Origin of the sequence: Spirulina sp. CCY15215, from assembly GCF_016888125.1 — a bacterium.
In the GTDB taxonomy this organism is placed as follows: Bacteria; Cyanobacteriota; Cyanobacteriia; order Cyanobacteriales; family Spirulinaceae; genus CCY15215.
Genome location: NZ_JACSWA010000463.1, coordinates 26383 through 50987, shown reverse-complemented (window position 1 = coordinate 50987; position 24605 = coordinate 26383). Strand labels below are relative to the sequence as shown.

At 42.5% G+C, this 24605-nt stretch carries 23 protein-coding genes; 17 read left to right on the top strand and 6 right to left on the bottom strand.

Annotation, left to right across the window (positions count from 1 at the left end; translation table 11 throughout):
• Positions 1–135: 135 nt before the first annotated feature.
• On the bottom strand, positions 136–852 hold the full coding sequence (locus tag JUI58_RS15185; protein ID WP_239121495.1) for a biopolymer transporter ExbD: 717 nt from the start codon (positions 850–852) through the stop codon (positions 136–138).
• 99 nt (positions 853–951) lie between these two features.
• Between JUI58_RS15185 and trmB the strand changes: the two genes are divergently transcribed.
• Positions 952–1596 (top strand): tRNA (guanosine(46)-N7)-methyltransferase TrmB, encoded by a 645-nt coding sequence (gene trmB, locus JUI58_RS15180; RefSeq protein ID WP_204104637.1) that lies wholly within the window; start codon positions 952–954, stop codon positions 1594–1596.
• Positions 1597–1599: 3 nt separating this feature from the next.
• On the opposite strand, the gene rpsF is transcribed toward trmB, so the two are convergent.
• Positions 1600–1950: a 30S ribosomal protein S6 gene (gene rpsF, locus JUI58_RS15175; RefSeq protein WP_239121494.1), complete on the bottom strand. Its 351-nt coding sequence runs from the start codon at positions 1948–1950 to the stop codon at positions 1600–1602.
• A 283-nt stretch (positions 1951–2233) separates the two neighbouring features.
• Between rpsF and JUI58_RS15170 the strand changes: the two genes are divergently transcribed.
• The 12 genes from JUI58_RS15170 to JUI58_RS15115 all read left to right on the top strand — a co-directional run bounded on the left by JUI58_RS15170 (position 2234) and on the right by JUI58_RS15115 (position 14242).
• Positions 2234–3019 carry a fumarylacetoacetate hydrolase family protein gene (locus JUI58_RS15170; protein WP_204104636.1) on the top strand — a complete coding sequence of 262 codons (786 nt, stop codon included), beginning with the start codon at positions 2234–2236 and terminating at the stop codon, positions 3017–3019.
• Positions 3020–3118: 99 nt separating this feature from the next.
• Positions 3119–3331: a DUF2839 domain-containing protein gene (locus JUI58_RS15165; protein WP_204104635.1), complete on the top strand. Its 213-nt coding sequence runs from the start codon at positions 3119–3121 to the stop codon at positions 3329–3331.
• A 216-nt stretch (positions 3332–3547) separates the two neighbouring features.
• Entirely contained in the window at positions 3548–6022 is a 2475-nt protein-coding gene (locus tag JUI58_RS15160; RefSeq protein WP_204104641.1) for a glycogen/starch/alpha-glucan phosphorylase, read from the top strand.
• Positions 6023–6357: 335 nt separating this feature from the next.
• The gene (locus JUI58_RS15155) at positions 6358–6876 is read left to right on the top strand and encodes a phycocyanin subunit beta (RefSeq protein ID WP_204104634.1); all 519 of its coding nucleotides are present in this window, start codon (positions 6358–6360) and stop codon (positions 6874–6876) included.
• Positions 6877–7016: 140 nt separating this feature from the next.
• Positions 7017–7505 carry a phycocyanin subunit alpha gene (cpcA, locus tag JUI58_RS15150; RefSeq protein ID WP_204104633.1) on the top strand — a complete coding sequence of 163 codons (489 nt, stop codon included), beginning with the start codon at positions 7017–7019 and terminating at the stop codon, positions 7503–7505.
• A 167-nt stretch (positions 7506–7672) separates the two neighbouring features.
• Positions 7673–8479, top strand: a complete 807-nt coding sequence (locus tag JUI58_RS15145) for a phycobilisome rod-core linker polypeptide (RefSeq protein WP_204104632.1) — start codon at positions 7673–7675, stop codon at positions 8477–8479.
• 108 nt (positions 8480–8587) lie between these two features.
• Positions 8588–9448, top strand: coding sequence for a phycobilisome linker polypeptide (locus JUI58_RS15140; RefSeq protein WP_204104631.1), 861 nt, complete (start codon positions 8588–8590; stop codon positions 9446–9448).
• A 58-nt stretch (positions 9449–9506) separates the two neighbouring features.
• Positions 9507–9740, top strand: a complete 234-nt coding sequence (locus JUI58_RS15135; RefSeq protein ID WP_204104640.1) for a phycobilisome linker polypeptide — start codon at positions 9507–9509, stop codon at positions 9738–9740.
• Positions 9741–9837: 97 nt separating this feature from the next.
• The gene (locus tag JUI58_RS15130; protein WP_204104630.1) at positions 9838–10584 is read left to right on the top strand and encodes a phycocyanobilin:ferredoxin oxidoreductase; all 747 of its coding nucleotides are present in this window, start codon (positions 9838–9840) and stop codon (positions 10582–10584) included.
• 33 nt (positions 10585–10617) lie between these two features.
• The gene (locus tag JUI58_RS15125) at positions 10618–11688 is read left to right on the top strand and encodes an aromatic ring-hydroxylating dioxygenase subunit alpha (RefSeq protein ID WP_239121492.1); all 1071 of its coding nucleotides are present in this window, start codon (positions 10618–10620) and stop codon (positions 11686–11688) included.
• Between the two features lie 25 nt (positions 11689–11713).
• Positions 11714–13048: an ATP-binding protein gene (locus JUI58_RS15120; RefSeq protein WP_204104629.1), complete on the top strand. Its 1335-nt coding sequence runs from the start codon at positions 11714–11716 to the stop codon at positions 13046–13048.
• A 51-nt stretch (positions 13049–13099) separates the two neighbouring features.
• Positions 13100–14242 (top strand): glycosyltransferase, encoded by a 1143-nt coding sequence (locus JUI58_RS15115; protein ID WP_204104628.1) that lies wholly within the window; start codon positions 13100–13102, stop codon positions 14240–14242.
• 14 nt (positions 14243–14256) lie between these two features.
• Here JUI58_RS15115 and nblB read toward each other — a convergent pair whose 3' ends face one another.
• Positions 14257–14916 (bottom strand): phycobilisome degradation protein NblB, encoded by a 660-nt coding sequence (nblB, locus tag JUI58_RS15110; RefSeq protein ID WP_204104627.1) that lies wholly within the window; start codon positions 14914–14916, stop codon positions 14257–14259.
• Positions 14917–14984: 68 nt separating this feature from the next.
• The gene (locus tag JUI58_RS15105; RefSeq protein ID WP_348539899.1) at positions 14985–15446 is read right to left on the bottom strand and encodes a CBS domain-containing protein; all 462 of its coding nucleotides are present in this window, start codon (positions 15444–15446) and stop codon (positions 14985–14987) included.
• A gap of 492 nt (positions 15447–15938) precedes the next feature.
• Between JUI58_RS15105 and JUI58_RS15100 the strand changes: the two genes are divergently transcribed.
• The 4 genes from JUI58_RS15100 to JUI58_RS15085 all read left to right on the top strand — a co-directional run bounded on the left by JUI58_RS15100 (position 15939) and on the right by JUI58_RS15085 (position 20776).
• Positions 15939–16592: a hypothetical protein gene (locus JUI58_RS15100; protein WP_204104626.1), complete on the top strand. Its 654-nt coding sequence runs from the start codon at positions 15939–15941 to the stop codon at positions 16590–16592.
• Between the two features lie 30 nt (positions 16593–16622).
• The gene (locus JUI58_RS15095) at positions 16623–17591 is read left to right on the top strand and encodes a DUF1822 family protein (RefSeq protein WP_204104625.1); all 969 of its coding nucleotides are present in this window, start codon (positions 16623–16625) and stop codon (positions 17589–17591) included.
• A gap of 99 nt (positions 17592–17690) precedes the next feature.
• Positions 17691–20009, top strand: a complete 2319-nt coding sequence (locus JUI58_RS15090) for a CHASE2 domain-containing protein (protein WP_204104624.1) — start codon at positions 17691–17693, stop codon at positions 20007–20009.
• A 41-nt stretch (positions 20010–20050) separates the two neighbouring features.
• Entirely contained in the window at positions 20051–20776 is a 726-nt protein-coding gene (locus tag JUI58_RS15085; protein WP_204104623.1) for a DUF928 domain-containing protein, read from the top strand.
• A 14-nt stretch (positions 20777–20790) separates the two neighbouring features.
• On the opposite strand, the gene JUI58_RS15080 is transcribed toward JUI58_RS15085, so the two are convergent.
• Both JUI58_RS15080 and JUI58_RS15075 read right to left on the bottom strand, forming a co-directional pair.
• Positions 20791–23523, bottom strand: a complete 2733-nt coding sequence (locus tag JUI58_RS15080; RefSeq protein ID WP_204104622.1) for a CHAT domain-containing protein — start codon at positions 23521–23523, stop codon at positions 20791–20793.
• A gap of 29 nt (positions 23524–23552) precedes the next feature.
• Positions 23553–24341, bottom strand: a complete 789-nt coding sequence (locus JUI58_RS15075) for a Uma2 family endonuclease (protein WP_204104621.1) — start codon at positions 24339–24341, stop codon at positions 23553–23555.
• Between the last annotated feature and the right edge of the window lie 264 nt (positions 24342–24605).

Below are 24605 nucleotides of genomic sequence, written 5' to 3'. Positions count from 1 at the left end.
TTGCCTAGTCAAAAATCTGTGAAGCAGGAAATCTTGAATGCGAGTTCAAGAATCTCCCGCTAGAACGCTCAAGCGTTTAGCGGTGAGAGTATGTCAATGTGGACAAAAATGACAGCCAATAATTTAATTTTCGATTTAATTTTCGATTTGATTTTCGATTTGATTTTCGATTTGATTTTCTCTTGGATTTTCTCTTGAATTTTCGATTTGATTTTCGATTTGATTTTCTTCTTTAGGAACAGGAAGAACAGGGTTTTCACGAAATTCAGTTTCTCCCTCTAAAGATTCCGGTAAAACAGGAATACCAGGAATATCAGAAGGATTGGCAGGAATATCAGAAGGATTGGTAGGAAAGGAGGAAGGAGGCAAAGCCCCCTCGGAATTGCGACTTCTGGGTAAAGTGGCTAAAGCAACGCGATCGCCTCCCACTTCTCGCAAAATATCTAAAACCTGCACGACTTCATCGTAGCGGGCTTCTTTGGACGCAGATAGCACCATCAACCCGTTTGGTTTTGTGAGAACATAGTTCTCAACCGCTTGATAGAGTTGCCCTTTGCTACTCATGGGCTGTTGTTCTACATAAATTTGACCGAATTCATCCAAGCTAATTAACAGAATTTCTCGCATCTGGGTAGTACCCGTGGCTGCTTTGGGTAAGTCCAAACTAATTGCCTGTTGGCGCGATACATCGACAGCGGCCAAAATAAAAAAGGTCAGGATACAAAAGATAACATCAATAAGAGGAATAATCTCGATGCGAACTTCCTGCATAAAATGCTCGTCTTGCCAGAGTTTCAAAGGGCGGACTTTAACCGGAACAAGACGAGAACGTTTTTTGATTTTAGGGGTCATTTTAATTATGGGTTTGAACCAGAAAGTTTTAGAATGTCGCTATCATGATTGTAGGGTGATGCGATCGCCTTAAAATCCTGCTATTAGGAGAATTTATCTTTGACCCGAGTTCGAGTTCGTCAGCACGTTAACCCATTAAGTGGTAAATATCAGATTCCCCTCACTCCTCCAGACTGGAGGCAAATTTACGCTGCTCCTCAACAACCGTTACATTTAGATATTGGCTGCGCTCGAGGGCGATTTATCCTAGAAATGGCACAATTACAGCCTCAGAGAAATTTTCTCGGGCTAGAAATTCGCGAACCCCTCGTGACAGAAGCAAATCATCAGCGCGATGAATTAAAATTGTCTAACTTGCATTATCTTTTTTGTAACGTTAATATTTCCCTCTCTATTTTGCTCGAATCTTTGCCCGATCGCGTTCTCGACTGCGTGACGATTCAATTTCCCGATCCGTGGTTTAAAAAACGTCACGTCAAGCGTCGTGTCGTACAGCCTGAATTAGTGGAGGAATTGGCGCGATCGCTTCCCATCGGTGCAACAGTATTTTTACAATCAGATGTGGCAGCGATCGCCTCAGAAATGCGCGAACAATTTCAACACTATCCCCAATTCTCTCAACAATACCGAGAACAATGGCTAGAAAAAAATCCCTTTCCCGTGACAACAGAAAGGGAAAAGGCAACTTTTGTGAAAGGCGAACCCGTTTATCGCTGTTCGTTTTTTAAAGAAAACGAAGATTAAGAATTAGACTTCTGCTGCAACCGGTTCAGCTTCTTTCTCCTCTTCTACTTTCGACTTATCTTTGCGATCGCTGAGTTTGATGGTTAAATAGCGAATCACTTCCTCACTAAAACCCATCGCTTTTTCTACTGGTGCAACTTGTTCCCCTTGGGATTGGTAAGTAACAAGAACAAAAGTTCCATCTTGAAACCTTTTAATGGGATAAGCCAGTCGCCGCTTGCCAAGGACTTGAACTTTAATCTCAGTCGATCCGTAATCCCCCAGCATTTGTTTGTACTTATCAATCGTTTCTCTCATCCGCTCCTCTGATAAATCAGGACGCAGAACAAACATCATTTCGTAACTTCGGCTCATTTTTAGTTTCTCCTTGTGGACAATATTTGTGGACAATATTTGTGGACAATATTTTGTGGACAATATGGCTTCTTTCAGTTGGCTAAAAGCGAGCGATCGCTAAATGTTTCTTAATTTTTGCTCAACCATAAAGAAGCAAGGATTTACAATCTTACTACGATCTGGGTTAATCTTGGTTATTTGTTGGGGTCAATGTTCCAGAAGGGAAGTTTGGGCAGACCTTGAACATCGCGATTGTCTGGCGATTGTCCCGGTTTATTATTTTTTTACATATTTTTGTACTATGGCACAACGCTACGTCCGAATCCAAAATTCCCAAGGACAAACGTTTTACGGACTGCTGCAACCCGATCGCAATGTCCAAGTTCTAGATGCCCCACCTTGGCTGGGAGGACAACCCACAGAGCTAATTTTAGAGGGGGAGGAATATAACTTGCTTGCTCCCTGCGCTCCCTCTAAAATTATTGCAGTCGGAAAAAATTATTCCGCTCATGCTGAAGAGATGGGAACACCTGTTCCAACAGAGCCTTTACTCTTTTTGAAACCCCCTACAACTATCATTGCCCACCACAAACCAATTATCTATCCCTCTCAATCTCAACAGGTTGAATATGAAGGAGAATTGGCACTGGTAATCGGCGATCGCCTGCGTTCTCTTTCCCCAGAAGAAGCAGAAAGTAAGATTTGGGGCTATACTATCGCCAACGATGTAACAGCACGGGATTTGCAACGGAAAGATAACCAATGGACACGAGCAAAAGGATTTGATAGTTTTTGTCCTTTGGGTCCTTGGATAGTCCGGGAATTAAGCGCGGGAGCGTCATTACAAACCTTCATCAACGAGGAAAGAGAACCTCGACAGTCTGCTTCCATCGAACAAATGGTTTTTTCCCCTACTGTTTTAGTTTCCTATATTTCTCAGATCATGACCTTATTGCCAGGAGATATTATCTTAACAGGAACTCCTCAAGGCGTGGGAGAATTACAGAATGGCGATCGCATTTGCATTAAAATCGAAGGCATTGGCTCTTTAGAAAATTCCGTTCAGCAAATAACAAGTAACAAGTAACAACTAAATTAGATACGATTCCTTGTATGATAAATTAAGCCGAAACGCTATCATAGCTTCTACTACAACCTTATCAACAGGAGAACTATTAACTGAATTATGGGTGAAGCAAAACGTCGCAAAGAAGCATTAGGAGAAAAATACGGTAAAGATAAGAATATTTTGCCGTGGCTTCCCATCTCCAAAAAACAGGCAGATCAGTTTATGAAATGGACAACCCTAGGCACTTGGATCGCGATCGCGGCCTTGGTGACACTCTGGCTGACCATTCGCTTTATCGGACCAGGCTTCGGCTGGTGGGAGGTGAATTAAAAGGGAGAGAAAATGTTTACTCTGAACTTTATGCCCAACTTGCCGAGAATTTTCCGAGAATTTTCCGACAATTTTGTTAAGAAGTTGAGCAATTGGCGATCGCTCAGGTAACAATACGAAACAGACAAATTATTATAGGAGCGGAGCGATCCCGTGGTTCAGACAAATTCATCTCCCCAAAACATTCAAATAAAAGTAGAAGACGATCGCACGGGCATGAGTTTGGAAACCCTCAAACGTGCCTTTGCCGATAACTTATTCTATAGCCAAGGGAAATATCAGAAATGGGCGACCCCAAATGATTTCTATATGGCGATGGCTTATACCGTGCGCGATCGCCTTCTGCATCGTTTCATGAAGACCCGAGAGACCTACTCAGAACAAAATGTCAAAGTCGTCTGTTATCTCTCCGCCGAGTTTCTGATGGGGCGGCATCTGGGTAACAATCTTGTTAACTTGGGCATTTATGATGACATCCGCGAAGTTATCAAAGATGCAGGACTCGATCTCGATGAAATCATCGAACAAGAACACGATCCTGGCTTAGGAAATGGGGGTTTGGGACGATTGGCGGCCTGTTTCCTCGACTCCCTTGCTACCCTAGAAATTCCCGCGATCGGCTACGGCATTCGCTACGAATTCGGCATTTTCCACCAACAAATTCGCGATGGCTGGCAAGTAGAAATTCCCGATAACTGGTTGCGCTTTGGCAACCCTTGGGAAATTCCCCGCCCCGAGGCTACCGTACAGGTTAAATACGGCGGTCATACAGAAGTTTCTCGGGACGGACGAGGGCGCTCTAAGGTAACTTGGGTTCACGATCGCACCGTGACTGCCATTCCCTACGATACCCCCGTCCCCGGTTACGACACCAACACCGTTAATCCTTTGCGTTTGTGGCGATCGGACGCAGGAGAAGACGAAGATTTTAACTTTGATGCCTTTAACGCCGGAGACTACGATGGAGCCGTGGCCAGCAAAATGTCCTCGGAAACCATCTCCAAAGTTCTCTATCCCAACGACAACACCCCCCAAGGGCGACAATTACGCTTAGAACAGCAATATTTCTTCGTTTCGGCATCCCTGCAAGATATTATTCGCAATCACCTGCACATTCATCCCAACCTCGATAACCTGCACGAACATTTTGCCATTCAACTCAACGACACTCACCCCGCCGTTAGTATTGCCGAGATGATGCGTCTGTTAATCGACGAACATGATATGGAGTGGGATAAGGCATGGTATATCACCCAAAAAACATTTGCCTATACCAACCATACTCTCCTCCCCGAAGCCTTAGAGCGCTGGTCTGTAGGCTTGTTCAGCTATCTTCTCCCCCGTCACCTCGAAATTATCTACGAAATCAATCATCGTTTCTTAGCAGATGTCAGCACTTGGTTTCCCGACGAACCCGAACTCATCGAACGGTTATCTATTATCCAAGAAGGTGAGGAAAAATCCGTGCGAATGGCGCATTTAGCTTGTGTGGGTTCTCATGCTATTAATGGAGTCGCCGCCCTGCACACGCAACTTCTGCAAAGCGATACCCTCAAAGATTTTGCCAAACTCTGGCCGGAAAAATTCTTTAATAAAACCAATGGCGTTACCCCTCGTCGCTGGATTTTATTGTGCAATCCTAAGTTAGCCGATCTGATTACCGAAAAAGTGGGTGACGGCTGGTTAAAAAATTTAGACCAGATGCGGAAATTGGAAGCCTTCGCGGATGATTCGGTGTTCCACATTCGCTGGCAAGAAATCAAGCAAGCCAACAAGCAATCTCTCGCCGACTATATCTGGAAGCACAATAATATTGAAGTGGACCCAAACTCCATGTTTGACGTACAGGTGAAACGCATTCATGAATATAAGCGTCAATTGTTAAGCGTCTTGAACATCATTGCGATGTACAACCGGATCAAGCGCAATCCTGACATGGAGATAGTACCTCGCACGTTTATTTTTGGCGGTAAAGCGGCTCCTGGCTACTTTATGGCCAAGTTAGTGATTAAGTTAATCAATTCTGTGGGGGAAATTGTTAACAAAGATCCCGATGTACGAGGACGTTTAAAAGTTGTCTTTATGGCCAACTTTAATGTCTCTCTCGGACAGCGCATCTATCCGGCTGCAGAACTCTCAGAACAGATTTCTACCGCCGGAAAAGAGGCTTCTGGGACGGGAAATATGAAGTTTGCCATGAATGGCGCTTTAACCATCGGAACCCTTGATGGTGCCAATATTGAGATTCGCGAGGAAGCGGAAGCGGAAAACTTCTTCTTGTTCGGTTTAACGGCACAGGAGGTCAAAGAGTTGAAGGCACAGGGATATAACCCAATGGACTATTACCACCGCGATCTGGAATTAAAAGGCACTCTCGATCGCATTGAATCGGGTTATTTCTCCTATGGCAATCGCGAGTTATTCAAGCCTCTGATCGATTCCCTGCTCTACCACGACCAGTATCTGCTCTTGGCGGATTTCCGCGCCTATGTGGATTGTCAGGAAGAAGTTAGCGAGGCTTATAAGGATAAAAAAGGCTGGACAAAAATGTCTATTCTTAATTCTGCACGCATGGGCAAGTTTTCCAGCGATCGCACCATTCGCGAATACGCTACGGAAATTTGGCGCGCCCAACCTGTCAAGATCGAGATTGCAGAATACAGCCAGGATAATGCAAGTTTAAAAGGATAATCGCCAAGAAAGATGAGAGAAGAGGGATGAGAGAAGAATTTTTCTCATCTTTCTTCTTACCTACTCTTACCTGTTCCCCGCCTATTCCCTATTCCCTATTCCCTATTCCCTATTCCCTATTCCCTATTCCCTATTCCCTATTCCCTATTCCCTATTCCCTATTCCCTATTCCCGAAAATGATAATTGTTAACTTTTCGTTACAAAAAGCTATCAATGTTTAAGAATATTCGAGAAAACTGCACAAAATCTGCACGTTCGATTTGTTTTAATAATTTTGGTTGATAAAAAACCAAATTTCAGAATTGTATTCAGTTAAGTTTTAGGAGATGCTTTAATGTTTGACGCATTTACGCGGGTTGTTTCCCAAGCCGATGCTCGAGGTGCTTACCTTGATGCCGCCCAAATCGATGCTCTCGCCGCTATGGTTTCTGAAGGTACCAAGCGTTTGGATGCAGTAAACCGCATTACCGGTAGTGCTTCCGCGATCGTTAGCAGCGCCGCTCGTACATTGTTTGCCGAACAGCCTCAGTTAATCGCCCCTGGTGGAAATGCTTACACCAACCGTCGCATGGCTGCTTGCTTGCGCGATATGGAAATCGTCCTGCGTTATGTAACCTACGCTATCTTCGCTGGCGATGCAAGCGTATTAGATGATCGCTGCTTAAATGGTTTGCGCGAAACCTACGTTGCATTGGGAGTTCCCGGTGCTTCCGTTGCTGCTGGCGTAGCCAAAATGAAAGAAGCTGCACTTGCAATTGCTAATGACCGCGCGGGTATCACCCCCGGAGATTGTAGCGCTCTGATGTCTGAAATTGCTGGCTACTTCGATCGCGCTGCTGCAGCAGTTGCTTAGAAGAATTCTTCTCTCAAATCAAGAGGAATTGAGAGAACTTTAGAATCGAGCAATTTCACAATACTTAAACAAGTTTTTAACTTGTTACATCACTTAAAATTTTTCGCAAACCAATCATTGTTAAAGAGGTTAATTTTTCCATGAAAACTCCCCTGACTGAAGCCGTTGCTGGTGCAGATTCTCAAGGTCGTTTCTTAAGCAGTTCTGAACTGCAAGTTGCATTCGGTCGCTTGCGTCAAGCTGGTCCTAGCTTGGAAGCCGCCAAAACCCTGAGTGGTAAAGCATCTGGCTTGGTTTCCGGTGCTGCTAATGCCGTTTACAGCAAATTCCCCTACACCACCTCCATGCAGGGCGCTAACTACGCTTCTTCCCCCGAAGGTAAAGCTAAGTGCGAACGGGACATCGGCTACTACTTACGCATGGTAACTTACTGCCTCATTGCTGGCGGTACCGGTCCGATGGATGAATACCTCCTCGCCGGATTAGATGAAATCAACAGCACCTTTGAATTATCTCCTAGCTGGTATGTTGAAGCCCTCAGCTATATCAAAGCCAATCATGGATTGAGCGGCGATCCTGCAGTTGAAGCTAATTCTTACCTCGACTATGCAATTAATGCCCTGAGCTAGGGTATTACCCAATTGCTCGGAAAAGCAGGAGACGGTTGAAAGGTTTTAACGGTTTTCTGTTATTCCGAGCAATATTTTTTGCAAATCGTAGCATTCCTTGTCCAAACAAGGAAAAACCAAGAAGAAACGCTTAAACAAAACTGGATCGACAGGAGGAGAATAATAACGTGGCAATTACCACAGCAGCATCTAGCCTCGGAACTTCTGCATTTAGCAATAGCGATCCCGTCGAACTGCGCCCCAATTGGAATCAAGAGGATGCCAAGGTTGCAATTCGAGCGGTTTATCGGCAGGTTTTCGGTAACGATCATATTATGTCGTCCGAACGCATTACCAGTGCAGAATCCTTACTATGCGATCGCGCTATCACCGTGCGTGATTTTGTGAGAGCCGTAGCTAAGTCCGAGACCTACAAGAAAAAATTCCTTTATCCCAATTATCACCCTCGCACCATCGAGTTAAACTTCAAACACCTTCTCGGTCGCGCCCCTTACGACGAGTCCGAAATCATCGAACACCTCGATCGCTATCAAGCAGAAGGATTTGAAGCCGATATCGATTCTTATATCGATTCGACGGAATACGTGCAGAGTTTTGGTGATTTTATCGTTCCCTACTATCGAGGTTTCGATACCCAAACCGGGCAGAAAACCGTCGGGTTTACCCGGATGTTTCAACTTTATAAAGGTTACGCCAACTGCGATCGCGCTCAAGGTGATGGGGGTCGTCCTCATTTAACCTATGAATTAGCTCGCAATACAGCAACGCCAATCCAAGGCGCGTCCCTCACGGGAACGACTTCCGCCGATCGCGGTGACGTATATCGCATTCGCGTCAGCAAAGCCGCCGCCGCCTTTACTCCGCAAATTCGCTTGAGTATGGATGAATATGTCGTCGCTTACGACCAATTATCCTCCACTCTGCAAACATTAAACAAGCGCGGCTATCGGGTCATGAGTTTGACTCGCGCTTAATTACGGGCAATTTTGGGATTGAGAAAATCTCGCACTCTTGACCGAGTTAAATTCCCAATTTTAAATTCGCAAGTTTTAGGCGAATCTTTTTAAAAGGAGAAAAATTTAGTGGCGATTACAACAGCAGCCTCGCGCCTCGGTACGACTGCTTATAGCGACAGCCAACCCGTCGAACTGCGTCCCAATTGGTCGCAAGACGATGCTCAAGCTGTTATTCGAGCAGTTTACCGTCAGGTACTGGGCAATGATTATATTATGAGTTCCGAGCGTCTCACAGGATTAGAATCCTTAGTGAGTAACGGTTCTCTCAGCGTGCGGGAATTTGTTCGCGCCGTTGCCAAGTCAGAATTGTACAAGAATAAATTCTTGTATGGTAGTTTCCAAACTCGCACCATTGAGTTGAACTACAAGCACTTACTGGGACGTGCCCCCTACGATGAGTCCGAGGTGATTTATCATCTCGACCTCTACGAAAACGAAGGCTTTGACGCAGATATCGATTCTTACATCGATTCCCCAGAATACGACGAAAGTTTCGGCGAGTCTATTGTTCCTTATTATCGGGGTTTTAGTACCCAACGAGGACAAAAAACCGTCGGTTTCACCAGGATGTTCCAGTTGTATCGGGGCTATGCCAATAGCGATCGCTCTCAACTTGCCGGTAGTGATTCTCGTCTAGCACAAGATTTAGCTCGCAATAGTGTTTCTGCTGTTGTCGGTTCTTCCGGCAGCAATGAAGGCTGGGCTTATCGTGCCTCCGAGAAAAACGTTCCCACCAATCAAGCCTTCAGAACTCCTAGCAAAGCAGGGCGGATCTATCGAGTGGAAGTTTCGGGTTTAATTACCCCACGCTATCCTCGCGTTCGTCGTTCTAGCCGAGCCTTCCTCGTACCTTACGAGGAGCTATCTAGCACCCTGCAAAGAATCAACAAACAAGGCGGCAAAATTGCTAGTATCACTCTAGCATAAGTGCAGCTTGGCTTTGTTTGAGATTCCTGTTCTTGAACCATTAAAAGGAGCGATCGCCATGTTGGGTAAATCTGGAGCTTTTGGCACATCTAGTTCGCCAGCAGCAGCCCGTACCTTTGTCTACGAGGTCAGGGGAATGCAGCAAAACGATCTAACCGATAATAACGCTTATCCGTTCCGCACGAGCGATAGTGTTTTCATCTCGGTTCCCTATCAGCGCATGAATGAAGAGATGCGACGCATCACGCGCATGGGCGGTCAAATTGTCGGCATTCGTCCCCTCGAAGCCTGAGTTTCATTTTAAGAGATGTTGTCATACCGAGAGCAAGCGGTTCTGGGGATTGGCAGCATCTCTTATCAATTATCGGTTACTTATATTACTTTTATAAATGATACAAACTTTGAATACTTCCTTAAGAGAACGCCAATATATTCTCGTTCGCAAACTTGCAGATTGCATTGAGTCTCGGTGGCGAGAATATTTTGATTTATCTCCTTATGCCATTCCCGAGGATTTGGGTTATGTGGAGGGGGGTTTGGAAGGTGAAAAACTCGTTATTGAAAATCATTGTTATCAAGCACCCCAGTTTCGCAAGTTACATTTAGAGTTGGCAAGGGTGGGCGATCGCCTTGATATTTTGCATTGCGTTATGTTTCCTCGGGTGAATTATGCTTTGCCCTTATTTGGGACGGATATTGTGGGGAGTGAGAAGGGAGTGAGTGCGGCGATCGCGGATCTGTCTCCGGTGAGTCGCGATCGCATTTTACCGGATATTTATCGTCAGGGTTTGAGTAGTTTACCAAATGTAACGTTTTCTCAACCTCGGGATTTGCCAGAATGGGGGCATATTTTTTCTCAGTTTTGTCTATTTGTGCGTCCCATTGGTGAAGAGGAAGAGAAAGCATTTTTAGAACGAGTAGATCGCTTTTTATGCCTACACTGTCAAATTGCCCAGGAAAGTGTTCCTTTAGAAGACTCGGAGGCGATCGCCGAAATTCTTGCAGGACAAAATTATTATTGCAGTCAGCAGCGCCAAAATGACAAAACGCGGCGCATATTAGAAAATTCTTTTGGGGAATCTTGGGCAGATCGTTACATGAATACGATGCTTTTTGATGCTCCTCAAAGTGCTTGATGTTAGAATCTAGGCTGGTGTTCTGATTTGAAAATGCAGTTACAGCAAGCAAATTCTCGTATTTCTCCCCTCACTCCTGCCTCTATTCGGACTTGTGGCATCAATCCCGATCGCTGGTATGTTGTCGCTCTTAGTACAGAAGTGAGGGATACTCCTCTTTCTGTAATCCTCTGGAAACAGGCGATCGTGCTGTATCGCGACACAAAAGGCACCGTTGTTGCTTTAGAAGATCGCTGCCCTCATCGCCAAGTTCGCTTAAGTGCCGGGAAAATACTCGGCGATCGCCTTGAATGTGCCTATCACGGTTGGCAATTTAACCAGGAAGGGAAATGCGATCGCGTCCCATATTTAAGCGAGAAACAAAAATTACCTGATTGTCAAATTCGCGCCTTCCCCGTAAAAGAACTTGATGGTTTTATTTGGTTGTTTCCAGGGGAGGGAAATTCCGAGGCGATCGCGCCATTAGGTCTGCCAGAATGGGCGCATTTGAATTATATTGCTACAGTTTCAACTGTTAATTGTCCTGGGCATTTTTCCTTTTTAATTGAAAATTTAATGGATATGTATCACGGACATTTACACGACGATTATCAAGCCTGGGCATCGGCAAAACTGGAATCCTTAGAAGAATCTGAAAATAGAGTTGATGCCCTTTATGAAGCGCAAAGTTATTATCGCATTGATAAGATTTGGTCGATTTCCCAACTATTTTTTCCCGCCCTGCGTCGGCTGCATCCCGAACCTTTAAACGTGAGTTATATTTATCCTCATTGGGTGTCTACCTTGGGGCAGGATTTTAAAATTTACTGTCTTTTTTGTCCTATTAATGAAACGCAAACTCGCGCTTATTTGATTCATTTTACTTCTTTAAATGCTTTTTGGCGACTGCATAAATTACCAGTTAAATTCCGTAGATTTCTGAAAAATAGCTTGTTTGGTTCGGCACAAAAACTCTTAGATGGTTTAGTACGACAAGATATAGCCATGATTGCCCAAGAACAACAAGCCTTTTTAGAGACTCCCTCCCGTCGTTCTTACGAATTAAATCCCACAACAATTAGCGTTCAACGCTTAATTCTTCAACAACATCAATGGGAAAAATAACCTTCAATATTGAGTTTAAAAGAAGATGTCAAATCAAACAAATGGAGGATTAGTCGAACGAGAACAACAGTTAACGACACTTCATAAACTCACAAATCTTCTCAATCAACGGTTAACGGACTTGCCGGATCTATTAAAAGTGATGGCGCGATCGGTATTGGAGGCGATCGCCGGGGCGCAATTTTGTTTTATTGCCCTCTACGACTGCCAAGAAGGCCAAACCACTCTCACCGTCACTGCTGGAGAAAAGGCCGATCGCTTGCCCCTCGATCGCGCTTTTGACCTGGGAGGATGGCTGCATCAAGTGTTTACCACGGGAGAAGCCAACCTCATGCAAACCCTATCTCATCCCTTAGAACCCTTCCCCGTAGCCCTTTACGCTGTTCCCATTCAGTCAGCGCGATCGGGATGTTTGGGGGTGTTGGGGGTGGGAAACTGGCAGGATATCGAAGCCTTTAGCCGAGGAGATGGTATTTTATTACTTGCTGTTGGGGAACAAGCTGCTATTGCGATTGATAATGCCCAACTTATTCAAACTTTAGAAGAACGGGAAGAACGTTTAGAACGACAGAATCAAATTTTAGCACGACAGAATAGCAAATTAGCGACTCAGCGCCAACAAATTCATCAGCAAAACTTGCAATTAATTGAAGCAGCGAAAATGAAATCGCAATTTCTGGCTACTATGTCCCACGAACTTCGCACGCCGATGAATGCTATAATCGGTTTTTCGCAAGTTTTATTACGTCAGCGTTCTGGTTCTCTTTCTCTCCATCAAGTGCAGATGATCGAACGCATTCATAATAATGGCAAAAATTTATTAGAATTAATTAATGATATTCTCGATCTCTCTAAAATTGATGCCCAGAAAATCGAGTTAAAATCGGAATCTTTTAATCTTATGCACTTGATTAGTACAACTTTGGAAAGTTTGCTGCCTCTTGCGGATGAAAAGAATTTAGAATTGTGTTTTGATTGTCACTACTATTTTAAGGAGAAGAATATTATGGGCGATCGCGATCGCCTGCGCCAAATTCTGGTAAATTTACTTTCTAATGCGATTAAATTTACCGAGATCGGCAATATCACAGTTCAATTGGAGTCTTTACCCGGCGATCGCCTCAATATTATTGTTAGGGATACGGGAATTGGTATTGCTAAGGATCGACAAGAACGAATTTTTGAAGAGTTTTATCAAGGAGATCAAACCACAACGCGCAAATATTCAGGGACAGGATTAGGGTTAGCTATTACCAAATCATTAGTTGAATTAATGAAAGGTAAGATTGATTTAGAAAGTCAATTGGGACAAGGAACAACTTTTTCCCTTGAATTGCCTTGTTTTGTGGCGATCTCTTAAAGTTTGCTTTACCATAATGCACAGCGATCGCTATTCTCATTCATTTTGCCCATGTTAGTCCAAACTCCTACCGACGTGCAGATTATTCATTTGTGGTTTCCCAATATCTTTGAGTTTAAGGGGGGAATTCAAGTTTATTCAGCTTTTCTACTGCAAGCCTTGCAGGAATTATATCCCCAAAAAGAGTATGATGTTTTTCTCAAACACGATACGCGATCGCTGCCCCATATTCCCTATTTAGATAATACCCGCTTTCATTTTTCTGGGACGGTGCCCCTCAAATTTCGCACCTTTAATTTTGCGGCACAATTGGCCAAATATTGTTTGCATCAGCGTCCCGATTTAATTATTGCTTCTCATGCTAATTTTGCCATTTTAGCGGATCAAATCAAGCGTTTTTTAGGTATTCCTTATTGGGTTATTGCCCACGGAACCGAGGTTTGGGATGTGAAAAAACCGAGTTTGCAAAAAGCCTTGCAACGTGCCGATCGCATTCTTGCTGTAAGTAATTATACCCGCGATCGCCTCCTAGCAGAACAAGACTTAGACCCCGATCGCGTCTCTCTCCTTCCCAATACTTTTGCTGCCGATCGCTTCGAGATCGCCCCTAAATCCCCTTCTTTATTACAAAAATATCATCTTACTGCCGACCAGCCCGTTATTCTCACAGTAGCGCGACTTGATTCCAGTCAGAAATATAAAGGATACGACGAAATTTTGCAAGGATTGCCTACTATTCGCCAGGTAATTCCTAATGTGCATTATCTTCTTGTGGGTAAAGGAGACGATCGCGATCGCCTTGAAAATCTCATACAATCCCTCAATTTACAAGATTGCGTCACTTTAACAGGATTTGTCTCCGATGAGGAACTTTGCGCCCATTATAATCTCTGCGATGTTTTTGCGATGCCCAGTCAAGGGGAAGGGTTTGGTATTGTTTATTTAGAAGCCTTAGCCTGCGGAAAGCCTGTCTTGGGGGGAAATCGGGATGGGGCGATCGATGCCTTATGCGGGGGAGAATTGGGGGTTTTAGTCGATCCTGAAGATAGCGAGGCAATTGCTGGGAGTTTAATTGAGATTTTACAACATAAAACCGCCAATCCCATTCTCGATCGCCCGGAAATGTTAAGATCCCGCGCGATCGAAACCTACGGCTTTGAACAATTCAAAAAGACTCTCACTCAATTCTTTTAGCTGGCGATCGCCAATTATTCAGGATTTAAGTTACGTTTTGCTTCTATAGCAACTTGTTCGACTTCATCCTTTGCCAAATATTCTAAAGCAGTTTTGGCTTCTTCTCCTCCCAAATGGGTTAAGGCTTGGGCGAGACGATGACGTAGTTGCCAATCTGGATGATCGAGAAAAGGCAAAAGTAAAGGCACCGCGCGGCGATCGCCTAATTCCCCAAATGCACCTACTGCTGTAGATTGTAGCAAACCATTATCAGAAGCGAGGGCATCTTCCAGGAGTTCAAAACCGCGAGGATCCCCCATTTCCCCTAAAGCCGCAATAATACTAAATTGTAATAACCATTCCGAGGATTGTTGGTAGGCTGTTCGTAAATCCTCAAAACCTTCCGTTAGTTTTAGGGCTGCGATCGCGTCGGCTGCTGCGGCTTGTACGTCGGTTTCCTTGTCGTTAGAGAGGCGATCGCGCAAGATTTCGAGGGATTTGTCTCGGTTGACTTCTCCGAGTCTATCCATTTGGCTAACTGCGGCATAACGCACCCGCACGTTAGCATCGACGATAAGAGGCTGAATCATCTCAAAGGCAAGATCCTGGGGCATTTGTCTCAATTGATTTAAACCCTTGATGCGATCGCCGTAGTCTTCGGATTGTAATAAAGTTTGAACGGATTCTGGGGTCATATTTGAGTGATTAGTGATTAGTGATTAGTGATTAGTGACAAAGAACTTATTGTTTTATTGTTGCTTGTTTATTCCTGAGCCGCCATTGCTCTAATAATATCCCCCTGACTTAATATACCAATAACTTTATTTTCCTCATCGACAACAGGTAAGCGACGAACGTGCTTGTCGTGCATGAGTTTGGCGGCTTCTCGTAATGGGCGATCGCGGGTAGTAGAAATTGGTTTATCGCTCATCACTTCTTTTACAGTTTGTCCGAGAGCTTTGTGAAGCTCTTTTTCATAACGAGCAGGATTTTTGAGAAAAATTAATCCATCAAGGAACATAATATAGGGAGGAGTTTCTGCTCCTGTTTCCTGCCACATTAAATCTGAGTCAGAAATTACCCCTATTAATTTTCCCGCTTCATCTACTACTGGTAATCCACTAATCTTTTCTCGCACGAGAATTTGCAAGGCATCTTTCAACGGTGTTGTTGGAGTCACCGTAATGGGGTTGGAAGTCATAAAATCAGTAACGGTTTGTGACATGAGCCAGTAAAAGATGTATGGGATGGGATGCGATCGCGCGGATTCGACTAGCAAAAACATTGCTACGTTCATATTTTGAACATTTTTTTGCGCCTATCTCTCCAATTTTTAACGAAACTTAATTGACAAGAAAGAAAAATACGGAGATCCGCGCTCAGAAATAACCAGTGAGAAAGAAGCAAAGATTTCTTGACAAAAGTTTACAATATGGATTTCGCAGTTCTCCAAGCAACCTCAATGCCTTATTGTGATTGGGATTTAAGGAGCTATCCCATTGAGCGATCGCGGTATTTACACCCAAAAATTTTGCTTCCTGCATAAAAACACCTTGTCCTCAACGAGAGGGGTGTAGAGATGAAACACATCCTCAATTTTCAACGTAATAGGAGATCAAACAAAATGAATAAAACCCAGCAGAGGGATAACTCAACGATGTAAATCCAAAAACCCAAGCTCATCTTGTCAATCCCTGCTAACACGATATATCGAACCATGCAAGCCATTGATTCGCATCTGAAAATCCTTGCTTTAGAAGCACAAAAACATCCCCCTCAATCTACCCCTCGACGTATTGCTCTGGCTAGACTGCTGAGTGAATTACAGCGATCGGGTAAAATATCTCGACCTTTTCAAGGTTTATTTCGGGGAATGTATCAAGATATTTATGGGGAAGCCACCCAAAGGCTTTTTGTTTATATCTGCGAAAAAATCGATCTCTATGACTCCAATCGAGAAGTTTTACAATGGGTTAACTTCTTACTGAGAAAGCGTTTTTTTATTGAAGCCTCTCGCGAGATATTTCCCCATTATCGAGAGGGAGGAAAAAATCGCCAATCAAAACCTTGGATGACAGTTGACGATCTAGAAATCAAACATCCTCGTTGGGTTCAATCGCAAACAGCGCTTTCCTTATCAGAAGAAGTCAAATCTTGTTTACTTGAAGATCCCGAAGGTCTTTTCCGAAGCGCTCACATTGAGAATAAACCCGAAGCTAACTTTCAATTCCTGACGCAACGAATTTTAGCAGGATACAAATGGAAGGAAATTTCCGCAGAACTGGAAATACCTATTCCAACCCTCAGTAGTTTTTACCGACGAAATCTGAAGAGATTTGCTCCCAAATTTCGCACTTATTTAGCCTCTTAGTTCCCTTTATTTATCCAGGAGTTCACAGTAATGAATAGCAATCTTACCTTCACTATTCCTCTCAGTTCCGCAGCCCATCAGATAGCGTTAGAGTATTACAAACAACACGATCGCGCTCCCAAAGCAAAACAAGTTTATCTTAATACTTTGGCTGTCTATGCCGTTAATACTTATCTCGGTTATTTTGGCATTGAAACAGATTTACAAGGAAGTGATAGTCAAAATATCGTGCTACAGATGCTTTCTGATTGTGCGGATATTCATGTCAAAGATTGGGGTAAATTGGAGTGCCGTCCAGTTTTATATGATTCTGTTAATTGTTACATTCCTCCGGAAGTTTGGGGCGATCGCAAAGGCTATATTGCGGTTCAATTCGATCGCGAATTAAAAGAAGCAAAACTACTCGGTTTTCTACCTGAGATCAAGGAAAGTGAAATTTCTTGCGATCGGTGGCAGTCTTTAGAGCAATTATTGGAAAAAGTGGGCGAATCTATAGAATTATCAAAGGAAAAGGTAGGCGAACCTATCCTATCTCAAAATATTGGCAAAGTGAAAGCTAAATTAAGCCATTGGTTACAAGGTGCGATCGATTTGGGTTGGCAAAATTTGGAAGAATTATATCCTTCTCAACAACTTGAATTAGCATTTCGTTTCAGAGGTAAAGTTAATGGATCTCCAGCCAAAAAAATGTCTGTTGAACGAGGAAAATATCTAAATTTACAACGAGCAGAGGAACAGATTGCAATTTTAGTTGGACTTGCACCCACAACCAACTCAGAAATGGATATTTCTGTCGAAATTTATCCAGCTAATACTCAAAGTTATCTGCCTCAAGATCTCCAATTGATGATATTAGATGAAGACGAAGGCACGATTATGCAAGCGAATGCGAGGGGGACAGATCGACTCCAAGTTAAATTTAGTGGAGAAGTGGGAGATTGTTTTAATGTTAAACTCGCATTGGGAGATTTTAGTTTGATGGAATTTTTTGAAATTTAACTCATTGCCAATCTTTATGATTAGCAATTCATCAATCCTCATACTTTTGGCTAATTGTCGCTGATACAAAGCTATGTTAGAGTTCTAGGGAGAAAAGTAATGAAAAAATTGGTCGTTTTGAAACTCGATGGTAACTTGGAAGAAAAAGACTTTCGCGTTACTTTAGAGATTGGAGAATATGGGCATCGCCCTCAGTTAGAATTGGTGGGAACTTTACCAGCTAATCGCGAATTAGCAGAGGTTCTCAAACAACATTGGTTAGAAAATTATCGCCCTCTCGGTGCGCCTTACAGTCGTAAATTAAAGCCCAAAGAGATTATTTACGGGAGCAAAATTCAAGATTGTAAAAAATCTGGAGAGAAGGTAAAAGATCGCTTTAATAGTTGGCTGCGATCGCAAACCTTTGCAGATATTTATAATCAATTACTGGCTAATCTAAACCGGGAAGATGAGATCCATTTTTTGATTCGGACAGAAGACAAAAATCTACAAAAATTGCCTTGGCATTTATGGAATTTGTTTTCCCAGTATGATGCAACAGAGCCAATTTTTTCTACCCTCAGTCTTTCTCATTCTCCCGATCGCATCAATCTCAAAAACTCGGACAAGGTGAAAGTTTTGGTTATTTTGGGACATCAGGAAGGCATTAATATCGATGTTGATGCTAAAATTATCAAAAGTTTGCCCAATATCGATCCAGTTTTTCTCGTTGAACCACAACGCTATCAAATTAATGAGCAATTATGGGAGGCATCTTGGGATATTATCTTTTTTGCAGGACATAGCGAAACAGAATTAGATACGGGAGAGGGGAAATTCTATATTAACCCCACGGAAAGTTTGACAATTGATGAGTTATGGTATGGTTTAAAAAAAGCCGTGGATCGCGGCTTAAAACTAGCAATTTTTAACTCTTGTGATGGTTTAGGATTAGCACAAAGATTAAATGATTTGTCAATTCCCCAGATGATTGTGATGCGAGAATTAGTTCCAGATCGCGTCGCTCATGAGTTTTTAAAACATTTTTTAGGTGCATTTTCTCGGGGGAATACTCTTGAAAATGCCGTGCGAGAAGCGAGGGAACGTTTGCAAGGTTTAGAAAATGAGTTTCCCTGTGCGACTTGGTTGCCAATTGTTTATCAAAATCCGGGGGCTGAGTCTTTAACATGGGATAATTTGATTGGGATAAAATCGATTGAGAAAGAAGAGATATCTACTCTGTCAAAAAGATGGACAGGATGGCCAAAAGTTGTCGCTACCAGTCTCATTTGTACGGGGTTAGTGATGGGAGTGCGATCGCTGGGTTTATTGCAGAATTGGGAGTGGGAATCTTACGATCACCTCATGCAATTGCGTCCTTCCGAACAGCCCGATTCTCGGTTATTATTAGTGGAAGTAAAAGAACGAGATATCGATAAATATGGTCATCCCTTACCCGACGAAATTATCGCTCAAGCGATCTCTAAATTACAAGACTATAAACCACGAGCGATTGGCATGAATTTCTATCGACATAAACACATTTCTTCTAATATAGAAAAACTAGAAAAACAGATTAAAACAAGCGATCGTTTAATTACTCCTTGTACTCTTGGCGACTCAAACAAGGAAAATATTGCACCTTTTCCCACCAGTCCAGAAAAACAACTCGGTTATAGTGATTTAGAAAATGATAAAAAATATGGAATTGTCCGTCGTATTTTGTTGTCTAGAACGGCGAATTTAGTCAGTGAATTCTCATCCTGCAATATCAAATATTCTTTTAGTTTAAGACTCGCACTTCGCTCGTTAAAAGAGCAAAAAATTGAAGTGAGTGCAAATCAACAAATCTGGCAAATTGGTGAGGCAAAATTTCAGCGTTTGGGGAGTTACAGTGGAGGATATCAAAGACATGATGATAGCGGACATCAAATTTTGATTAATTATCGCAATGCTTCTCCTTTAGCACAGACGATTTCTTTGAGTGACTTATTAAGCGATCGCTTCGATCCTGATAAAATTAGAGATAAAGTGGTTTTAATGGGAGTCATTGCACCTAGTGTTCAAGATAATCATTTAACACCCCTTGGAGAAATGCGAGGACTCCATATTCAAGCTCAAATTGTAAGTTCTATTCTCAGTACAGTACTTGATAAACGTCCTCAAATTTGGTGGTTTCCTTGGTGGGGTGATACAATTTGGTTGGGAGTTTGGTCTGCAATAGGAGGAATTCTTGTTTGGCAAGGACGCTACTGGTTTAAAAACACCCTATCTCTCTATCTCACTTTGACTTTTAGTTTCTCCTTAACTATTTTATTCGCAAGCTGTTGGGTTTTTTTTCTGGTTGGAGGTTGGTTGCCTTTAATTCCGGCAAGTTTAGGATTATTATTGAGTGGAATGGCGATCGCGATCCTACCGATGAAAATTAAATCTCCATAACCTACCATAACAATTGTTTTCTCGTTCTCTTTGGAGGTAAAATGCAGTTACAGTATCTACCATTGGTTTTTATTTCTGCCCTCACTTCTCTGGGTGGATTTGACTTGATTGAAAACAAAATACATTTTTCTTTTCCTATCTTAATCAGTCAATCCGATCCCGCAGATAATGCAAATTCGGGAACACCTAAAGGGAAACGGAGTCCTGGTGGTACTCGTAAACCGGGAGATCCTATTGGAACTTGTCCTGCTAAAAATAAAGATATTAAAGCGATCGTTCCTGAAAATGTGCAAGGGATTACAACTCAAGATTATCCGGTGTTTTGGTTTTATATTCCTTATACAGAGACAGAAGTTCACTCTATTGAGTTTTCTTTAGTCAATGCCGATCAATTTGAAACCGTCGATCGCATTCCCGTTACGCTTAAAAATACACCTGAAATTGTTGCTATTTCTCTTCCTCAAACTCAAGAAAATGCTCTGCAACCCGATCGCACTTATAAATGGAATTTGGTGATTAATTGTACGGAAAAAGAATTAGGAGAAGAAAACGACATTCTGTTATATGGTTTTATTGAGAAAAATCCTCTAGAAAATCAAGGCGAATCAGCAGGTTTTCGTTATGATGAAGTTACAGAAAAAGCTGAATTTTACCGCGATAGTCCCAATAATATTCAAACCCAAAGCGAATGGAGAGAGCTTCTCCATTCCATCAATTTAGAAGAATATTTTGCTGAGAAGATCGGTGAAATTAATTTGGATGAGTAGACTTTTTTGGGAGATTATAGCCAGTTTCCGATTAAAACATAACCTCCCCAAAAATATGGATGTTTATCTACTTTGTTAAATAATTCAAGTTGCGCTTCATGGAGTGCTTTAGCTTTCGTAATATCAGGTTGCGCTAACTTTTCATAAAACTTTTTCATGAGGAGGGTTGTCGAGCGATCGTCAACCTGCCATAATGTTGAAAGGGTACTTCTCGCTCCCGATCGCACCGCAACTCCAGACATTCCTAATATAGCGCGATCGTCTCCAGTTGCAGTTTTACAAGCACTGAGAACTAGCAAATCGAGTAAGGCATTACTGCGAGCATTTTGTACTTCAATTAAGCGTTTAATTTGGTTGATTTTGAGTAATTCTCCGTGAGCCAAAATGAACGTATTGTCAAGATCGGAACTAAATTCTCCGTGGGTTGCGAGATGCAGAATTGAGAAAGGTTGCGATCGCAGTTTCTCTTCTAAATTCGCCAAGGAAAATTCAGAGTTGAGCAAAGTTTGTACAGTAAAATTATTGCGGTTTTTCGAGTTCTGATTTAATTCTTCCCAGATTTTTAATTCTGCTTCGACATATTCTAATTTTGCAAAATCTCTTCCCTCAATATTTTTTCGTTGTTCGCTAATACCAGCACCAAGAACATTAAACTGGCGATCGCTTAAAGGCTTGAGATCGAAAACCTGCAAATTCGGTAAAACAGAAATATTATAAGGTTTTTGGAGAACAAATTCTTCTAGATCGGCATCATAAAGAACAGACATGGAAATTTTTCTTAAAAAGCCATCAAGAACAAAAACAATTGTTTGTATTTGATTTTGCTTGATTTCATTTTCTATAGGTTTTAACAACCAATTATAAAGGAGAGTTGCGTTATTTTTTAATCCTTCAGGATCGTTTTGTTTGATGATATTGTCTTGTAAATATTGAGCAACTTCTTCAACTTTTTTTCGAGACTCTGTTACAATATAATGATTAAATTCTTCTTCGGGAAATTTTGAGAAAATTACCAGTTTATCTCGAATGAGAACGGGATAAACTAACGCAGTTTTTCGATCCAAACTTTCGAGATTTTCATCGATAGAGAAGGTGGGAGACAGTTGACAGTGCAAGAAATTCTCCAATTCTGCAAGTTGCAATTCATCAATGAGACCCACGGCTTCTTTTTGAGATTGTTTATTTTCTGCATCTTCGGTTATGAGTAAATCCACTAATTCTCGATAAACAGGTTCGATATTGTCGCGAAAATTGAATTGAATATTAGTATCAATTGGTAAGAGGTGAGAGCGCAGTTTTGAAAGCGTTTTTACAGAGGCTTTATAGGCTGCGATCGCGCTTTTAGGCTGTCCTTGTTTCCTCAATAGTCGTCCTAACTGCCATTCCCAGCGATAACGCAGATCGAGAGCTTGGCTATTTTCCGCTAATTGCAAGGCTTCTTGGGTCAAATTACGCGCTTCTAGCCATTGTCCGGTGCGTTCGTACATTTCCCCCAAAAGACCCCGTGCAGAGGATTCTGCGAGGCGATCGCGCAATGTCTGCGATCGCTCGACAATTTCAGCGAGATTTCGAGCAATTTGTTCCCCGGTTGAGATCCCCCCTAACCCCCCTTTATAAGGGGGGGATTGGAGATAAGAACTTTTGTCAGGGGGGGATTGGAGATAAGAACTTTTGTCAGGGGGGGATTGGAGATAAGAACTTTTGTTAGGGGTGGATTGACGAGAGGAACAGCCTGGCACATTATTAGGATTATCTCGATCCCAAAGACAAATGAGACTGCGAGTAAAATTGAGTTGTGCTTCGATGCTGCTACGACTGAGAGGAAGGTTGTTAAAGAGAGGCTGTAGTTTTTGTTGTAGCGCGATCGCCTCTCCTTCTCGACCCAATTCTATCAAAAAACTCAATTGATTGAGTTCTGCTTGCACTTTGAGAGCATCAGTTTTGGCAAGTTCAATGGCTTTTTGATAGCTATTTAGAGCATCTTTGGTATATTGACCGCTTTCATTGCCAAAGATAATAGCGCGATCGCTTAAAGCGCGTTTTGTATTGCCCAATTCTAACCAGATTTCACTCCCAGCAAAAGATGAATTTGTTGCTATTTGGAGAATATTTTCAGACTCTTCTAGTTTGCCTATTTGTCTCCACACTTTACCTAGCTTCTGATATGTAGCAACCTTTAAAGAAGATTCATTAAGTTGTTCATCAATCAGTGCTTTAATATCCTGCAATTGCGTCTCAGCTTGCAGACCAAACCCTAGAACTTGTAAGGCTTGCGCTTGGTTAATTCCCGTACCGATCGCCCCATCGATGCGATCGGCTTGATAATAGAGAAGAGTTGCTTTTTGCCACTGTTTGAGAGCATTTTCAGGCTGTCCTAATGACCAATATAATTGCCCTTGGCTGTTGAGAATTCTGGCCTGAAGGTCTGGGTTATTTTGGGGGAGTAATTCGAGAGCGCGATCGATGCTCATTTGTGCTTCTTCCCACTGTCCGAGATGTTGTTGAACAAGGGAAAGGTAGTTATAAATGAGCGCTTTTTCGGTAGTATTTTCGGTTTGTTGTAGCGCTTTTTGCCAGATTATCAGGGCTTCAGGAAAGCGATCGCTTTGATATTCGTTTAAACCTTGTTGTAGGAGAGAAGAAACAGGGGTTTGAGCAAAGATTTGGTGAGAAAACCAAGGGAAATTAATAACAAAAGACAATGCGAGTAGTGCAATGATGATAAAACGAATTAATTTAGATTTCATAGTTTTCTCAATTCGCTATTAATTTTAAACTAAGGAAGATCATCAGGATCGATGCCCATTTCTTGAAGGCGATCGCGTAATGCTTGCATTTTTTGGCGTTCTTCCTCTAATTCTGCTTGGGTTTCTTGGCGATCGCGTTCATTGCGATCGGCTCTTTGTTGTTCGAGATCGGCTCTTTGTTGCTCCATATTGGCTCTTTGTCTCTCGCGATCGCGTTGTTCGATAATTTCTATATAGTTCGCAAACCGCTCTCCATGAGGATAAAATAAAGCTAAGTCGCCTGATGTAGTGCTAAATTTTATCCCTAAACGCGGACTTTCCCAGCCTTCCATTTGAGAAACTTCGGTTAACTTTCCTCCTTTTCTCAACCATCCTTGCAGGCGATTCTTTGTCGGATCGTACAAGTAATATTCTTCAATTCCATGCTGTTGATAGAACTTGAACTTTGTTTGCATATCCTTCTTCTTATTTCCAGGAGAGAGGATTTCAAAAGCAACTTGTGGGGCAATATTATCTTCCTCCCATTGCTTATAGGATCCTCGGTCTCCTTTTGGTCGTCCGAAGGCAACCATTACATCAGGTGCTTGTCTTTGCGGTGCTTCTTGCGCTAAGATTTGCTGTTTCGTTAGTTTCACCGGATACCAAAGCAAATCTCCCGCCACAAAAACATCTTCTCTGTCTTTAAAGAGAGCATCTAAGCCACCTTTTATGGTGACAATTAAGCGAAATTGGATCGTGTTATCAGCCAAAGGTTTACCGTCGCTGTCGGGATAAAGAAGGTCTTCGTCAAGGGATAGGCGATCGAGTTGTTGTACCATTGCCTCTTAGGGAAAAAGGTGTGTATGATTGCCTTCATTATACAGAGTGAAAGAAGGTTTAACTTTTGTCAACTGTTGAGTGTGAACTGGGAGATAGGCGATCGGCTTGTTGATAGAGTTGAGTAGCGTCTCGCCACTGTTCTAGTGCATTTTCGGGCTATCCTCGCAACCAATATAACTGCCCTTGGGTATTGCGAATTCTGGCGTAAAGGTCTGGGCTATTTGCGGGGAGTAATTCTCAATCGCGATCGATCTTCTCTTGTG

Excerpts from the sequence above, each read along its gene's own strand:
- JUI58_RS15075 (WP_204104621.1), bottom strand. The coding sequence starts at position 24,341 with ATGGTACAACAACTCGATCGCCTATCCCTTGACGAAGACCTTCTTTAT.
- nblB (WP_204104627.1), bottom strand. The coding sequence starts at position 14,916 with ATGACCCCAGAATCCGTTCAAACTTTATTACAATCCGAAGACTACGGC.
- JUI58_RS15095 (WP_204104625.1), top strand. The coding sequence starts at position 16,623 with ATGAATAGCAATCTTACCTTCACTATTCCTCTCAGTTCCGCAGCCCAT.
- JUI58_RS15115 (WP_204104628.1), top strand. The coding sequence starts at position 13,100 with ATGTTAGTCCAAACTCCTACCGACGTGCAGATTATTCATTTGTGGTTT.
- JUI58_RS15155 (WP_204104634.1), top strand. The coding sequence starts at position 6,358 with ATGTTTGACGCATTTACGCGGGTTGTTTCCCAAGCCGATGCTCGAGGT.
- JUI58_RS15085 (WP_204104623.1), top strand. The coding sequence starts at position 20,051 with ATGCAGTTACAGTATCTACCATTGGTTTTTATTTCTGCCCTCACTTCT.
- rpsF (WP_239121494.1), bottom strand. The coding sequence starts at position 1,950 with ATGAGCCGAAGTTACGAAATGATGTTTGTTCTGCGTCCTGATTTATCA.
- JUI58_RS15120 (WP_204104629.1), top strand. The coding sequence starts at position 11,714 with ATGTCAAATCAAACAAATGGAGGATTAGTCGAACGAGAACAACAGTTA.
- JUI58_RS15080 (WP_204104622.1), bottom strand. The coding sequence starts at position 23,523 with ATGAAATCTAAATTAATTCGTTTTATCATCATTGCACTACTCGCATTG.
- JUI58_RS15090 (WP_204104624.1), top strand. The coding sequence starts at position 17,691 with ATGAAAAAATTGGTCGTTTTGAAACTCGATGGTAACTTGGAAGAAAAA.
- cpcA (WP_204104633.1), top strand. The coding sequence starts at position 7,017 with ATGAAAACTCCCCTGACTGAAGCCGTTGCTGGTGCAGATTCTCAAGGT.
- JUI58_RS15165 (WP_204104635.1), top strand. The coding sequence starts at position 3,119 with ATGGGTGAAGCAAAACGTCGCAAAGAAGCATTAGGAGAAAAATACGGT.
- JUI58_RS15130 (WP_204104630.1), top strand. The coding sequence starts at position 9,838 with ATGATACAAACTTTGAATACTTCCTTAAGAGAACGCCAATATATTCTC.
- JUI58_RS15105 (WP_348539899.1), bottom strand. The coding sequence starts at position 15,446 with ATGTCACAAACCGTTACTGATTTTATGACTTCCAACCCCATTACGGTG.
- JUI58_RS15170 (WP_204104636.1), top strand. The coding sequence starts at position 2,234 with ATGGCACAACGCTACGTCCGAATCCAAAATTCCCAAGGACAAACGTTT.
- JUI58_RS15160 (WP_204104641.1), top strand. The coding sequence starts at position 3,548 with ATGAGTTTGGAAACCCTCAAACGTGCCTTTGCCGATAACTTATTCTAT.
- JUI58_RS15100 (WP_204104626.1), top strand. The coding sequence starts at position 15,939 with ATGCAAGCCATTGATTCGCATCTGAAAATCCTTGCTTTAGAAGCACAA.
- JUI58_RS15125 (WP_239121492.1), top strand. The coding sequence starts at position 10,618 with ATGCAGTTACAGCAAGCAAATTCTCGTATTTCTCCCCTCACTCCTGCC.
- JUI58_RS15185 (WP_239121495.1), bottom strand. The coding sequence starts at position 852 with ATGACCCCTAAAATCAAAAAACGTTCTCGTCTTGTTCCGGTTAAAGTC.
- JUI58_RS15135 (WP_204104640.1), top strand. The coding sequence starts at position 9,507 with ATGTTGGGTAAATCTGGAGCTTTTGGCACATCTAGTTCGCCAGCAGCA.